Source organism: Melaminivora sp., assembly GCF_032059615.1.
Lineage (GTDB): Bacteria > Pseudomonadota > Gammaproteobacteria > Burkholderiales > Burkholderiaceae_C > Melaminivora.
On record NZ_DAMCAM010000010.1, the window covers coordinates 26858 to 40574 of the forward strand.

Annotated in this window: 11 protein-coding genes; 10 read left to right on the forward strand and 1 reads right to left on the reverse strand. The window is 72.2% G+C overall.

What is annotated here, in order from left to right; translation table 11 throughout:
• Nucleotides 1-13: 13 nt before the first annotated feature.
• From RT051_RS03655 to RT051_RS03700, 10 genes are all read left to right on the forward strand, one after another.
• The gene (locus RT051_RS03655; RefSeq protein ID WP_313071904.1) at nt 14-1756 is read left to right on the forward strand and encodes a hypothetical protein; all 1743 of its coding nucleotides are present in this window, start codon (nt 14-16) and stop codon (nt 1754-1756) included.
• A 204-nt stretch (nt 1757-1960) separates the two neighbouring features.
• Complete coding sequence (locus tag RT051_RS03660; RefSeq protein WP_313071907.1) at nt 1961-3196, forward strand: hypothetical protein; 1236 nt, start codon at nt 1961-1963, stop codon at nt 3194-3196.
• Entirely contained in the window at nt 3193-4005 is an 813-nt protein-coding gene (locus tag RT051_RS03665) for a tyrosine-protein phosphatase (RefSeq protein ID WP_313071910.1), read from the forward strand. Before RT051_RS03660 ends, RT051_RS03665 begins: the two co-directional genes overlap by 4 nt.
• A gap of 161 nt (nt 4006-4166) precedes the next feature.
• Complete coding sequence (gene trpB, locus RT051_RS03670) at nt 4167-5375, forward strand: tryptophan synthase subunit beta (RefSeq protein ID WP_313071915.1); 1209 nt, start codon at nt 4167-4169, stop codon at nt 5373-5375.
• Nucleotides 5376-5385: 10 nt separating this feature from the next.
• Nucleotides 5386-6135, forward strand: coding sequence for a leucyl/phenylalanyl-tRNA--protein transferase (aat, locus tag RT051_RS03675; RefSeq protein ID WP_313071919.1), 750 nt, complete (start codon nt 5386-5388; stop codon nt 6133-6135).
• Nucleotides 6132-6884: an arginyltransferase gene (locus RT051_RS03680; protein WP_313071924.1), complete on the forward strand. Its 753-nt coding sequence runs from the start codon at nt 6132-6134 to the stop codon at nt 6882-6884. The genes aat and RT051_RS03680 overlap by 4 nt, the downstream gene beginning before the upstream one ends.
• 76 nt (nt 6885-6960) lie before the next feature.
• Nucleotides 6961-8070 (forward strand): NAD(P)/FAD-dependent oxidoreductase, encoded by a 1110-nt coding sequence (locus tag RT051_RS03685; protein WP_409520531.1) that lies wholly within the window; start codon nt 6961-6963, stop codon nt 8068-8070.
• Between the two features lie 2 nt (nt 8071-8072).
• Complete coding sequence (gene gluQRS / locus RT051_RS03690) at nt 8073-9143, forward strand: tRNA glutamyl-Q(34) synthetase GluQRS (RefSeq protein ID WP_313071927.1); 1071 nt, start codon at nt 8073-8075, stop codon at nt 9141-9143.
• A complete protein-coding gene (gene trmB / locus RT051_RS03695; protein WP_313071931.1) occupies nt 9143-9892 on the forward strand; it encodes a tRNA (guanosine(46)-N7)-methyltransferase TrmB in 750 nt (249 codons plus the stop codon). The genes gluQRS and trmB overlap by 1 nt, the downstream gene beginning before the upstream one ends.
• 44 nt (nt 9893-9936) lie before the next feature.
• The gene (locus RT051_RS03700) at nt 9937-10944 is read left to right on the forward strand and encodes a GGDEF domain-containing protein (RefSeq protein ID WP_313071933.1); all 1008 of its coding nucleotides are present in this window, start codon (nt 9937-9939) and stop codon (nt 10942-10944) included.
• A 115-nt stretch (nt 10945-11059) separates the two neighbouring features.
• Here RT051_RS03700 and alaS read toward each other — a convergent pair whose 3' ends face one another.
• The gene (gene alaS / locus RT051_RS03705) at nt 11060-13684 is read right to left on the reverse strand and encodes an alanine--tRNA ligase (RefSeq protein WP_313071935.1); all 2625 of its coding nucleotides are present in this window, start codon (nt 13682-13684) and stop codon (nt 11060-11062) included.
• Between the last annotated feature and the right edge of the window lie 33 nt (nt 13685-13717).

The following is a 13717-nucleotide window of genomic DNA, read 5'->3' on the forward strand; positions in this document are numbered from 1 at the left end:
CGGCAGCACGGCCATGATCGATGTGGCGGGAAGCCCCGCAGACGAACGCCTGGGCGAGCTGGCGCAGCTGCTGCTGGATTTTGGCCGCGCGCCCGGCAGGTACGCCGTGCGCCGGGGCGAGCCGCAGGCGCTGCACGCGCAGATCGACACGCTGGCACAGTGGGCGCTGGCGCGGCTGCCGCAGGAGCTGGCGGACGCGCTGGACGCGCCGCAGCGCGCCGAGCTGGTGCAGGCGGCGGTGCTGTTCCTACAGCGCTGCTGCTTTGCGCCGGACAGCACGCATTACCAGGTGCTGGGCTTCACGCCCGAGATGTTCGCGCCCGCGCTCTTGCGCCAGCGCTACCGGGCGCTGATCCGCCTGACGCACCCGGACATGGGCGTGGCCGGGCTGCCGGCCAATGCGGCCGGGATGGTCAACCGGGCGCATGAGGTGCTGGGCAGCGCGCCGCTGCGCGAGCAGTACGACGAGCAGCTGGCCCGCCAGGCCAGCGCAGCAGCCGCGGCGGCCCAGGCCAGCGCGGCGGCAGCGGCAGCGCAGACGCAGCGGGCGGGGCCAGCGCCTGGGCCGGCCGGCGCGCCGCCCTGGCCCGCGGCGGGCGTGCGCCGGCCGGTACCGCTGGCTCGGGTGGCGGCGCCCCGGGGCCTGGGCGAGCGCTGGGCCAGCCTGGCAGCGCAGTACCCGGGGCTGGTCAAGGTGGCGCTGCTGTTCGGCACCGTGGCCCTGGTGGCGGCGGCGCTCATGGCCTGGATGGCGAGCGAATCGTCCGCCAGCCGCAGCGGCATGTTGGTGGCCGCGCGGCCGGCGGAAGGCGAGCAGCCGGCGCAGGCGGCGGCCCGCGAGGCGCCGGGGAATGTGGGGCGGGGCGATGCCGCGCCGGCGGGTGTTGCGACAAATGTCGCGGCGAACGCCACAGCGAACGCGCGGCCGGCCGGGGCCGAGACCCCGCGCTCTGCGCCGACACCGGGCACGCCACCGGTGCCCGCGGCGCCGTCCGTGCCGGCCGCCTTGGCCACGCCTGCCCTGTCTGCGCCTGCCATGCCGACGGCACCGGCGGCGCCGAGGGAGCGGGTGGCGGGTGCGCAGGCCCTGGCGGCAGTGCAGGCGGCGCCGGTAGCCACCCCGGCCGTGGCCACCGCCACGCCTGCGGGCGCCGCGCCCCCGTCCCTCCCACCCGCAGCAGCGGCGCAGGCACCCGCGGTGGCCGCCCCGGCGCCAGCGGCCCCGACCGCCGCCGCGCAGGCCGCGTCGCTGCACAACACACCCGTGCCCGCCGTCGCCGCTGCGCCCCGCCCCGCCCTGGCAACGCCCGCCATGGCCATGGCGCAGGAGGCGGGTGCCAGCGCCGTCACGGCCCCGGGCCCGGCAGCGGCTCCGCCCGCAGTGCCGCTCGCCCCCGCGGCGCCGGCCTGGAGCGTGGACGCGGCCGCCGCCCGGCAGTACCTGGAGGACATCATCGGCACCATGCGCCAGCCGGCGGAGACGCGGCGCATGCACACCTATCTGTCGGGCATGAAGGTCAAGGGCACGCTGCTGCACCCGGTGGTGGCGCTGCACGCGCGCATGCAGGACGTGCAGGTGCAGCGCACCGGATGGAGCGAGAACGCGCAGCCGGGCGCCCTGCTCGTGCGGGCGCTGCTGGTGTTCCAGCCGCGCCAGGGCGATGGGTCGGCCGAGGTGTACCGGCTGACGGCCGAGTTCCAGGGTTCGCGCGAGGGGACGCTGCTGGAGCGGCTGGATTTGCGGCCCGAGCTGTGAGAGGGCCGGGTAGCGGGTATTATTTTTGTAGCTGCATCTCTTTCCCTGGCAAGGGGTTGCGGCGTTTTTTTGCAGGCTGGACGGATGAGGGGCGCGACGGCCCTCACCCCTGCCCTCTCCCAGGGGGAGAGGGAGGAAGACAGGGGAAGAGCAGGACGGCTGATTTTTTTGTTGGGTGACGGCTGCGTGATGGCAACAAGCTCCATGGACTCTGCTTCTTTCCCCTCCCCGCGGCGTGGGGGCGTCGTGCCGTTTGTGCTGTGGCTTCTGCCGCTGCTGGCCCTTGCCACTGCGCTGTGGTGGTGGGCCTGGCCGCAGCAGATGCAGCGCGCCTGCTGGACGGGCGAATGGCCCTTCGAGGAGGGCTGCCCGGGCACGCCCCGGGGGTCGGACCCGGCCAACCCCTCGCAGGTGCTGACCGAATATTTGCAGCGCAACGTGGGCGACAGCCGGGCGCTGGCCTGGCTCACGCGCGCGCTGTGGAAGGAGGAAGACCCCCGCTTGGCGGAGCTGCTGCCGCATGCGCTGGCACTGGCGCCGCAGGAGCCGGCGGTGCTGGCCATCGAGGCCGAGGCGCGCCTGAAGGAGCAGGACTGGCCGGCGGCCGTCCCGGTGCTGATTGCGCTGCTCGAACGCGGCCAGACGCAGGTGCGGCCGGCGCTGGTGGCGCTGATGGCGGCACCCGGGACGCAGGACCTGGTGCTGGCCCGCGTCACGCGGCAGGCGCAGTGGCTGGACCCGCTGCTAGCGCAGCTGCCGGCCACGGTGAACGCGGCGGCGCTGCAACCTTTCATCACCACGGGGGCGGAGCTGGGCCTGCTCAAGCCGGCCACGGTGCTGGCGCTGGTGGACCGGCTCAAGCGCGACCGCGCCTGGATCGAGGCCTATGCCCTGTGGGTGGCCTGGCGCGGCGAGGTGGGCGCGGGGCTGTACAACGGCGGCTTCGAGCGCCCGTCGCTGCGCCGGGGTTTCGACTGGGAATGGACGACGCAGCCGGCCGCGCGGCAGGGCTACCGGGTCGAGCGGGTGTCGGCGTCGCCGCGCCCGGGCTGGATGCTGGAGCTGCAGCTGACCGGCCGCGCCGCCCTGCCCCAGCCGCTGCTGGCGCAGACCCTGCTGCTGCCCGCGCCGCGCTACCGGCTGCGGGGGCAGGTCATGACGGACCGGCTGTCCACCAGGGACGGCCTGGTGTGGGCGCTGCGCTGCGCCGACGGCGGCGAGCGCTGGGCGCAGACGGCGCCGCTGCGCGATACGCAAAAGCAGTGGCAGCCGTTCGAGCTGGAGTTCGAGCCGTCGCCCGAGTGCGGCGCGGCCGTGCGGCTGCAGCTGGAGACGGCCGCCGCGTGGGAGGCGCGCGCCGGCATGGCGGGCACGGTGTTTTTCAGCGGCCTGTCGGTGGCCGAGGCAGCCGCGCCGGCGGCGACGGAGGGCCAACCATGATCGATCTGCACACCCACATCCTGCCGGGCATCGACGATGGCGCCCGGTCGCTCGACATTTCGCTGGAGATGGCACGCATCGCGGTGAGCGACGGCACGACCACCCTGGCCTGCACGCCGCACATCTACCCGGGGCTGTACATGAACGACAGCGCCGGCATCCACGCCGCGCGCGATGCGCTGCAGCGGGCGCTGGACGAGGCGCAGATTGCGCTGAAACTGGTGGTGGGGGCGGACGCGCATCTGGTGCCCGAGCTGCTGTCGGGGTTGAAGTCGGGGCGGGTGCCGACGCTCAACGGCTCGCGCTACTTCTTGCTGGAGCCCTCGCACCACGTGGCGCCGCCGCAGTTCGAGGACTCGGTCTTCCAGATCATGGCGGCGGGCTATACGCCCGTGGTCACCCATCCGGAGCGGCTGGTGTGGATCGAGGAGAACTACGCCACCTTCGTGCGCCTGGCGCAGCGCGGCGCGTGGATGCAGCTGACGGCCGGCGCCGTGGTGGGCAAGTTCGGCAAGCGCGCGCGCTACTGGAGCGAGCGCCTGCTGGGCGACGGGCTGGTGCACCTGGTGGCCAGCGACGCGCACACGGTCTCGATGCGCAGCCCGCGCATGTCGGACGCACTGCCGCTGCTGGAGTCGCACGTGGGGGGGAAGGAGGCGGCACGGCTGCTCAACGACCGGCCTCAGGCCATTTTGGATGATGTGCCGCCGCACGAGGTGCTGGCGCCGCCCGGGCTGGGGCCGGAGCGCGAGGGCGCGGCGGGGCGGGCGGGGGGTGGGCGGTCATGGTTGAAGCGGTTGTTTGGGTAGGTGGGGTTGGGCGTCGCTGGCCCCACCAGCCGCCCATCCGCCGCGCCCATTGCCACCCAGCCCCGCACCCCACCCTCCACCAGCGGGGCAAGGAGCAGCGCCCCGTTGATTCCGGGACACAATCGCCCCGTTCCTTTCCACCCACCTTCCCACTGCCCACCATGAGCCAACAGCCCACCTTCGCCCCCATGCCCGACACCGCCGGCTTCTTCGGTCCCTACGGCGGCCAGCTTGTGCCGCCGCACCTGAAGGCAGCGATGGATGACATCAGCGCCGCCTACGCCGAGATCACCAAACGCCAGGACTTCCAGGACGAGCTGGCGCAGCTGTTTGCCGACTATGTGGGGCGCCCCAGCCCCATCTTCCATGCGCGGCGGCTGTCCGAGCGGTTGCGCGGCGCGCAGATCCATCTCAAGCGCGAGGACCTCAACCACACCGGCGCGCACAAGATCAACCACTGCCTGGGCGAGGCGCTGCTGGCCAAGTTCATGGGCAAGAAGAAGGTGATCGCCGAGACCGGCGCCGGCCAGCACGGCGTGGCCCTGGCCACCGCCTGCGCGCTGGTGGGCATCCCGTGCGAGATCCACATGGGCCAGGTGGACATCGAGAAGGAGCACCCCAACGTCACCAAGATGCGCATCCTGGGCACCGAGCTGGTGCCGGTGACGCGCGGCGCGGCGACGCTCAAGGAGGCCGTGGACAGCGCCTTCGAGGAATACCTGAAGAACCCCCAGGACTACCTGTACGCCATCGGCTCGGTGGTTGGGCCGCACCCCTTCCCCATGATGGTGCGCGACTTCCAGAGCATCGTCGGGCGCGAGGCGCGCGAGCAGTTCCAGGCGCGCCATGGGCGGCTGCCGGACTATGTCGCGGCCTGCGTGGGCGGGGGCTCGAACGCCATGGGCATCTTCACGGCGTTCCTGGACGACGCCGGCGTAAAGCTGGTGGGCGTCGAGCCGGCCGGCGAGGGCACCGACAAGCCGGGCCGCCACGCGGCAACGCTGACCATGGGCAAGCCCGGCGAGATCCACGGCATGAAGTGCTATGTGCTCGAAGACTCCGAAGGCCAGCCGGCGGCGGTGCACAGCATTGCCTCGGGCCTGGACTACCCCGGCATCGGCCCGCAACACAGCTACCTCAAGGACCTGGGCCGCGTGCAGTACGAGATGGCGAGCGACCAGGAGACGCTGGACGCCTTCATGCTCCTGTCGCGCGTGGAGGGCATCATCCCCGCGCTGGAGAGCGCCCATGCCGTGGCCTGGGCCCTGCGCACGGCGCCCAGCCTGGACCAGAACCAGCACATCCTGGTCAACCTGTCCGGGCGCGGCGACAAGGACGCCGACTACGTCGCCAAGCTGCTGGGGATCTGAGCCGCCGCCCATGAGCGCGCCCCTGCCCTGGCTCGCCCCCGACGAGCCCCTGCCCCCGCCCGGGCAGGCCTGGGGGCCGGATTCGCCCGCGCCGGGTCTGTTGGCGGCGGGCAGCGCCCTGAGCGTGCCGCGCCTCAAGCAGGCCTATCGGCAGGGCACCTTCCCCTGGTTCAGCGAGGGCCAGCCCATCCTGTGGTGGAGCCCCGACCCGCGCATGGTGCTGCCGGTGACCGAGTTCCGCCTGCACCGCTCGCTGAAGAAGACCCTGCAGCGCTTTCGGTCCACGCCCGGCTGCGAGGTGCGGGTGGACACGGCGTTTTCCGCCGTCATCCAGGCCTGCGCGGGCATGCCGCGCACGGGCCAGTCGGGCACCTGGATCGTGCCGGAGATGGTGGCCGCCTATGAGGCGCTGCATGCCGCCGGCCACGCGCACAGCGTGGAGGCCTGGGTGGACGGGCGCCTGGTGGGCGGCCTGTATTGCGTGGCGCTGGGGCGGGCGGTGTTCGGTGAATCCATGTTCGCCCATGCCGCCGACGCCTCCAAGATCGCCCTGGCCGCGCTGGTGTGCATGGCCCGGCGCGCTGGCGTGCAGCTGATCGACTGCCAGCAGAATACCGGGCACCTGGCCTCGCTGGGCGCGCGCGAGGTGCCGCGGGCGGAGTTTCTCGCGCACGTGGCGCGGGCATGCGCGCTGTCCGACTTCGAATGGCGGTTCGCCTCCCTATACTGGGACGAACTCCTGCCCCCGAAAGCCGCGTGACGCAACTCAACGACCTTCCGCTGCAGAGTCTGCAGTTCTATGCCACGGCGCCCTACCCCTGCAGCTACCTGCCGGCCCGCCAGGCCCGCTCGCAGGTGGCCACGCCCAGCCACCTGATACAGAACGCGGTCTATTCGGAGCTGGTGGCGCAGGGGTTCCGCCGCAGCGGCATGTTCACCTACCGCCCGCACTGCGACACCTGTCAGGCCTGCGTGCCGCTACGCGTGCTGGCCGCCGAGTTCCGCCCCGACCGCAGCCAGCGCCGCGCCTGGCTGCGCCACGCCACGCTGCAGGCACGCGTGCTGCGCCTGTGCTACGTGCCCGAGCACTACCAGCTCTACCTGCGCTACCAGATGGCGCGGCACGCCGGCGGCGGCATGGACCACGACAGCATCGACCAGTACACCCAGTTCCTGCTGCAGAGCCGGGTCAACTCGCGCCTGGTGGAGTTTCGCGAGCCGGGCGAGGGTGACCAGCCCGGCTCGCTCAGGATGGTCTCCATCCTCGACGTGCTCGACGACGGCCTGTCGGCCGTCTATACCTTCTACGAGCCCGAGCCGCGCGCCAGCTACGGCACCTACAACGTGCTGTGGCAGATCGAGCAGGCCCGCACGCTGGGCCTGGCGCACGTGTACCTGGGCTACTGGATCGGCGAGAGCCCGAAGATGGACTACAAGGCCCGCTTTCTGCCGCACGAGCGCCGCCTGGACGGGCAGTGGCAGCGCTTCGCCGCCAGCCCGCCCGTGTAGAGTACGAGGCAGCCCGCCCCTGGCGCGCCGCCCGCGGGCGCGCGCAGCCACCGCCCACCCGCCCGAAAGGCCCGTCATGACGACCGCACCCCGCCCCCGCGCGCGCCGCCCTTCCTCGCCCCAAGCCGTCCCTGCCGCCCCGGCGCCGATGCCGCGCCGCTTTGCCGTGGTGGGCGCCGGCATGGCCGGTATTGCCTGCGCGCGCACGCTGGCCCAGGCCGGGCACGACGTGGCCGTGTTCGACAAGCTGCCGCGCGCCGGCGGACGCACGGGCTCGCTGGACACAGGCTACGGCAGCTTCGACGCGGGCGCGCAGTATTTCACCGTGCGCGACGAGCGCTTCGAGCGCGCGCTGGCCACGGTGCCCGAGCTGGTGCGCCGCTGGAGCGTGAGCACCGTGCGCGTACTCGACGCCAGCGGCCGCGTGGCCGCCGCCGCGCCGCCACCGGGCGAGGCGCACTGGGTGGCCACGCCCACCATGGACGCGCTGGTGCAGGCCTGGGCCGAGCCGCTGGCGCAAGACGGCCGCCTGCTGCTGCAGACCGCCGTCACGCACATCGAGCCCGACCCCCTGCGCCCTGCGGCCTGGCAGCTGCGTACCAGCGGCCTGGATGGCGCCACGCGCACCTTTGCCGGCTTCGACGCGGTGGTGTTTGCCCTGCCGGCGCCGCTGACCCAGGCGCTGCTGGCGCAATGCGCCGTGGCGCCCGCCTGGGGCGAGGCGCTGGCCGACGTGCAGATCGCCCCCTGCTGGACGCTGATGCTGGCGTTTGCCCAGGCGGTGCGGCCCGGCCTCACCACACTGGGGCCGCAGTGGAACGCCGCGCGCAGCACGCACCACCGCGTGGCGTGGCTGGCACGCGAGTCCAGCAAGCCCGGACGCGCGCAGATCGAGCGCTGGACGGTGCAGGCCTCGCCCCAGTGGTCGAGCGAGCACCTGAACGACGACGCGGCGCGCATCCGCGCCAAGCTCACCCGGGCCTTTGCCGAGGTCACCGGCATCCACGCCGCGCCCACGCACAGCCAGGTGCGCTGCTGGCCGCACGCGCTCACGCAGGCGCCGCTGGGCCAGCCCTTCGTGTGGGACGCCGGCACCGGCTTGGGCGCCTGCGGCGACTGGTGCCTGGGGCACCGGCTGGAGGACGCCTTCGTCTCCGGGCTGTCGCTGGCCCTGGCCGCCGCCTGAGCTTGGGCTACGTCGGCCGCTTCGCCCCCTCCCCCACCGGGCCGCTGCACGCGGGCTCGCTGGTGGCCGCCCTGGCCAGCTGGCTGGACGCACGCGCGGCCGGTGGCCGCTGGCTGGTGCGCATCGAGGATGTGGACCCGCCGCGCTGCCCGCCCGGCGCGGCCGAGCGCATCCTGGCGCAGCTGGCCGCCTGCCAGCTGCTGCCCGACGAGCCACCGCTGTGGCAGTCCACGCGCGGCGCGCGCTACCAGCAGGCGCTGGACGCCTGCGTGGCGCGCGGCCTGGCCTACCCCTGCGCCTGCACGCGCCGCGACATCGACACGGCCCTGGCGGCCCTCGGCGTGGTGCACGAGCGGCATGTGGAGCGGCCCTACCCGGGCACCTGCCGCGCGGGGCTGGGCGGGCGGGCGGCGCGGGCGTGGCGGTTTCGGGTGCAGGAGTATCAGGCGGGGGTGGCGGGCCGGGATTCGGGCCCGCTTTCTTTGCTCCCTCTCCCGCAGGCGGGAGAGGGCGGGGGTGAGGGTGGCATGCGTGAAGCGCCCGCTGGCTGTGCGGCCCCCTCACCCCTGCCCTCTCCCCCACAGGGGAGAGGGAGTTGCGGTCGCGCTGTACCCCCCACCCTCTCCCCCCACGGCATCCACTGGCACGACCGCCGCCTGGGCCCGCAATTCCAGGACGTCGCCGTGCAGATCGGCGACTTCGTGCTGCGCCGCGCTGACGGACTGTGGTCCTACCAGCTGGCCGTGGTGGTGGACGACGCCGACCAGGGCATCACGCACGTCGTGCGCGGCGAGGACCTGGTGGACAACACGCCCCGGCAGATCCTGCTGCAGTCGGCCCTGGGCCTGCCCACGCCGCAGTACCTGCACACCCCCCTCGTGCGGGGCGCGGATGGCGAAAAGCTCTCCAAGCAGCACGGCGCGCCCGCCATGGACGAGAGCCGCCCGCGCGCCGCACTGGACGCCGCGGCCCGCGTGCTGGGCCTGCCGCAGGCAGCGCCAGACGAGGCCATCGGGGCCGCGCTTGCCCGGTGGGTGCGCGCCTGGGCGAGAATCTACAATTTTGCGCCGTGATGCACAGCCCGCCCCTGCCTTCCAACCCCCAGACCACCGAGGCCGCGCCGTCCGGCGCGCCCGCGGACGTCGCCCACCCCAAGACCATCCGCAGCTACGTGCGCCGCGCCGGCCGCACGACCAGCGGACAGTCGCGCGCGCTTGAAGACCTGGGGCCGCGCTATGTGCTGGACTATCAGAACGCGCCGCTGGACGCCGAGGCCGCCTTCGGGCGCCGCGCGCCGCTGATCCTGGAGATCGGCTTTGGCATGGGCGAGGCCACAGCGCACATCGCGCAGGTGCGCCCCGGCGACGACTTCCTGTGCTGCGAGGTGCACGAGCCCGGCGTGGGCGCGCTGCTCAAGCGCATCGGCGAGCACGACATCACCAACATCCGCATCCTGCAGCACGACGCCGTGGAGGTGATCGAGCACATGCTGCCTCCCGGCTCGCTGGACGGCGTGCACATCTTTTTTCCCGACCCGTGGCACAAGAAGCGGCACAACAAGCGCCGCCTGATCCAGCCGCCGCTGGTGGCGCGCCTGGCCCAGCGGCTGAAACCCGACGGCTACCTGCATTGCGCCACCGACTGGCAGCCCTATGCCGAGCAGATGCTCGAGGTGCTGTCGGCCGAGCCGCTGCTGGCCAACACGGCGGCCGACTACGCGCCCCGGCCCGGCTACCGGCCGCTGACCAAGTTCGAAAACCGCGGCCTGCGGCTGGGCCATGGCGTGTGGGACCTCGTGTTCACCCGCCGCCCGCAGACCTGAGACCGGCACCCGTGCCCCACGCTGCCCCGAGAGAGTCCATCGCCATGAAGCCCCTGCTGCAGAACCTGGCCGAGATGACCGCCCACCGGGACCACCTGCGGCTGGAGGTGTCGGTGCTGTCCACGCTGGCGCAGCAGGGCCGTAACGTGAACGTGCGTGCGCTGGAGATCTTCGTGCACCGAGGCGAGACGCTGCTGCGGCCGCGCAGCTGGAGCACGGCCGAAGGGCGCATCGTCTCCAGCGACTGCGACCCCATCGAGGACACGCAGGCCGTGGCGCTGGCGCAGCTGCCCGAGCTGGCGCAGTGCATCGCCCGCGAGGGCAAGAGCGCCGAGCGCATCGGGCCGGACGGCCGCCACACGCTGTGGCTGCCGGTGTGGCTGGGCGACCGCGCCCACGCCTGCCTGGAGATCACCCAGCCCAAGCGCCTGACGCGGCACCAGCGCGACGTGATCACCGGGGTCTTCCTGGTCTATCAGAACTACCAGAGCCTGCTGGACTACAGCGAGCGCGACGCGCTCACCGGCCTGCTCAACCGCAAGACGTTCGAGGAGCAGTTCACGCGCCAGCCGCCGGTCGCGGCCGAGGCGGTGGGCGAGGACACGCCGGGCAACTGGCTGGCCGCGGTGGACATCGACCATTTCAAGCGGGTCAACGACCGCTTCGGCCACCTGTACGGCGACGAGGTGCTGATCCTGGTGGCCAATCAGCTGCGCACGCTGTTTCGCTCGCAGGACCGGATCTTTCGCTTCGGCGGCGAGGAGTTCGTCGTGCTGCTGCGCGCGGCCACGCTGGCGCAGGCCCGCGGCGCGCTGGAGCGGCTGCGCGCGTCCGTCGAAGCGCACGCCTTTCCGCAGATCGGCGGCATCACGGTGAGCATCGGCTTTGCCGCGGCGCATGGCGGGGCGCCGGTGGAAATCCTCGGGCGGGCCGACCAGGCGCTCTACTACGCCAAGGAAAACGGCCGCAACCAGGTGCGCTTCTATGGCGACCTGGTGGAGAGCGGCCAGCTGCGCGCGCGGGTGGCGCACGACGAGGTCGAGCTGTTCTGAGGGGCGGGGCTGGCAACGCCTGCCGCCCTGCCCATGGGATGCGGCGCGCGGGCACCGGCCGGCCCCCATCCCTGCCTTCCCCCAATGGGGGAAGGAGCCATGGACGGGGGGCGGGTCAGATCCGGTCGCGCACCCAGCCGGCCACGGACGCCAGCGCCTGCGGCAGCGCCGCAGCATCGGTGCCGCCGGCCATGGCCATGTCGGGTTTGCCGCCGCCCTTGCCGCCCACCTGGCCGGCCACGAAATTCACCAGTTCGCCGGCCTTCACCCGGCCCGTGCTGTCGGCCGTAACGCCGGCAGCCAGTTGCACCCTGTCGCCATCGACGGCGGCCAGCACGATGGCGGCGGTCTTGAGCTTGTCCTTGAGCTTGTCCATGGTCTCGCGCAAGGCCCTGGCGTCGGCGCCGGGCAGCTCGGCGGCCAGCACCTTGAGGCCGCCCACGTCCACGGCCTGGCCGACCAGCTCGTCGCCCTGCGACGCCGCCAAGCGGCCCTTGAGCGCGGCCAGCTCCTTCTCGAGGCCGCGCACCTGCTCGAGCACCTGCGCCAGGCGCGGCTGCACCTCGGCCAGCGGCGCCTTCAGGGTGGCAGCGGCGGACTCGAGCGTGGCCTCCAGCTGCTGCACATAGGCCAGTGCATGGGTGCCGGTAAGAGCCTCGACGCGACGCACCCCGGCGGCCACGCCGCCTTCGGCGACGATCTTGAACAGGCCGATGTCGCCGGTGCGCGAGACGTGGGTGCCTCCGCACAGCTCGCGGCTGGAGCCGATGTCCAGCACGCGCACGGTCTCGCCGTACTTCTCGCCGAACAGCATCACGGCGCCGGTCTTCTGGGCGCTTTCGATGTCCATCACGCGCGCCTGCGTGCCGTGGTTGGCCAGAATCTCCTCGTTGACCAGGCGCTCGATCTCGGTGATCTGCGCGTCGGTCAGGGGCGCGTTGTGCGTGAAATCGAAGCGCGTGCGCTCGTCGTTGACTAGCGATCCCTTTTGCTGCACGTGGCTACCCAGCACCTCGCGCAGCGCCTTGTGCATCAGGTGCGTGGCGCTGTGGTTGCGCACGGTGGCGGCGCGCAGGCCGGCGTCCACGCGCGCGGTCACAGCGTCACCCACCTTGAGCGTGCCCTGGGTCTGCGTGCCATGGTGGCCGAACACGTCGGCGCGGATCTTCTGCGTATCGACGACGCCGAACTGCACGCCCTCGGCCGCCAGCACACCTTGGTCGCCCACCTGGCCGCCGGACTCGGCATAAAACGGCGTGGACGACAGCACCACCACGCCGCTCTGGCCCTCGGCGAGCTGCTGCACCGGGCTGCCGTCGTGGTAGAGCGCCACCACCTGCGCGCCTTCTTCCAGGCAGTCGTAGCCGGTGAAGGCGTGGCCCGCGCCGCTGTATTCGAGCGCGCGGTCCATCTTGAACTTGCCGGCGGCGCGCGCCTGGGTCTTCTGGCGCTGCATGGCGGCGTCGAACCCTTCTGTATCCACGGCCACGTCGCGCTCGCGCGCCACGTCCTGGGTCAGGTCCAGAGGAAAGCCGTAGGTGTCGTGCAGCTTGAAGGCCACGTCGCCGGGCAGCACCGTGGCCCCGCCGGCCAGGGCGGCGTCCAGGATCTCCATGCCGTGGGCCAGCGTCTCGAAGAAACGCTCCTCCTCGACGCGCAGCACCTCGGTGATGCGCTCCTGCTGCTCGCGCAGCTTCGGGTAGGCATCGCCCATCTGCGCCACCAGGTCAGCCACCAGCTTGTGGAAGAACGGCGTCTTCTGGCCCAACTTGTAGCCATGGCGGATGGCCCGGCGGACGATGCGCCGCTGCACGTAGCCGCGCCCTTCGTTGCTGGGGATGATGCCGTCGGCCACCAGAAACGCCGTGGCGCGGATGTGGTCGGCGATCACTTTCAAAGACGGGTTGGCCAGGTCGGCCGTGCCGGTCTCGCGGCCGGCGGCGCGGATCAGCGCCTCGAACAGGTCGATCTCGTAGTTGCTGTGCACATGCTGCAGGATGGCGGCCAGGCGCTCCAGGCCCATGCCGGTGTCCACGCAGGGGGCTGGCAGCGGCACCACGCTGCCGTCTTCCTTCATGTCGAACTGCATGAACACGTGGTTCCAGATCTCGATGAAGCGGTCGCCGTCCTCCTCGGGGCTGCCCGGGGGGCCGCCGGGGATGTGCGGGCCGTGGTCGTAGAAGATCTCCGAGCACGGGCCGCAGGGGCCGGTGTCGGCCATCATCCAGAAGTTGTCGCTCTTGTACTTGCCGCCCTTGTTGTCGCCGATGCGAATCACGCGCTCGGCCGGCAGGCCGATTTCCTTGGTCCAGATGTCGTAGGCCTCGTCGTCCTCATGGTAGACCGTGGCCAGCAGCTTCTCGGCCGGCAGGCCGTAGACCTGGGTCAGCAGCTCCCAGCCCCAGTGGATGGATTCGCGCTTGAAGTAGTCGCCGAACGACCAGTTGCCCAGCATCTCGAAGAAGGTGTGGTGGCGCGCGGTGTAGCCCACGTTCTCCAGGTCGTTGTGTTTGCCGCCGGCGCGCAGGCAGGTCTGCACCGAGGCTGCACGCACATACGGACGCTTGTCCGTGCCCAGGAACACGTCCTTGAACTGCACCATGCCGGAGTTGGTGAACATCAGCGTCGGGTCGTTGCCCGGCACCAGGGGGCTGGACGCCACCACCGTGTGCCCCTTGGCGGCGAAGAAGTCCAGGAAGGTCTTGCGGATGTCGGCAACGGAGAAACGGGTGGTGGACATGGTGGTTCAGCAATGGGGGCGCACAGGCCGCAC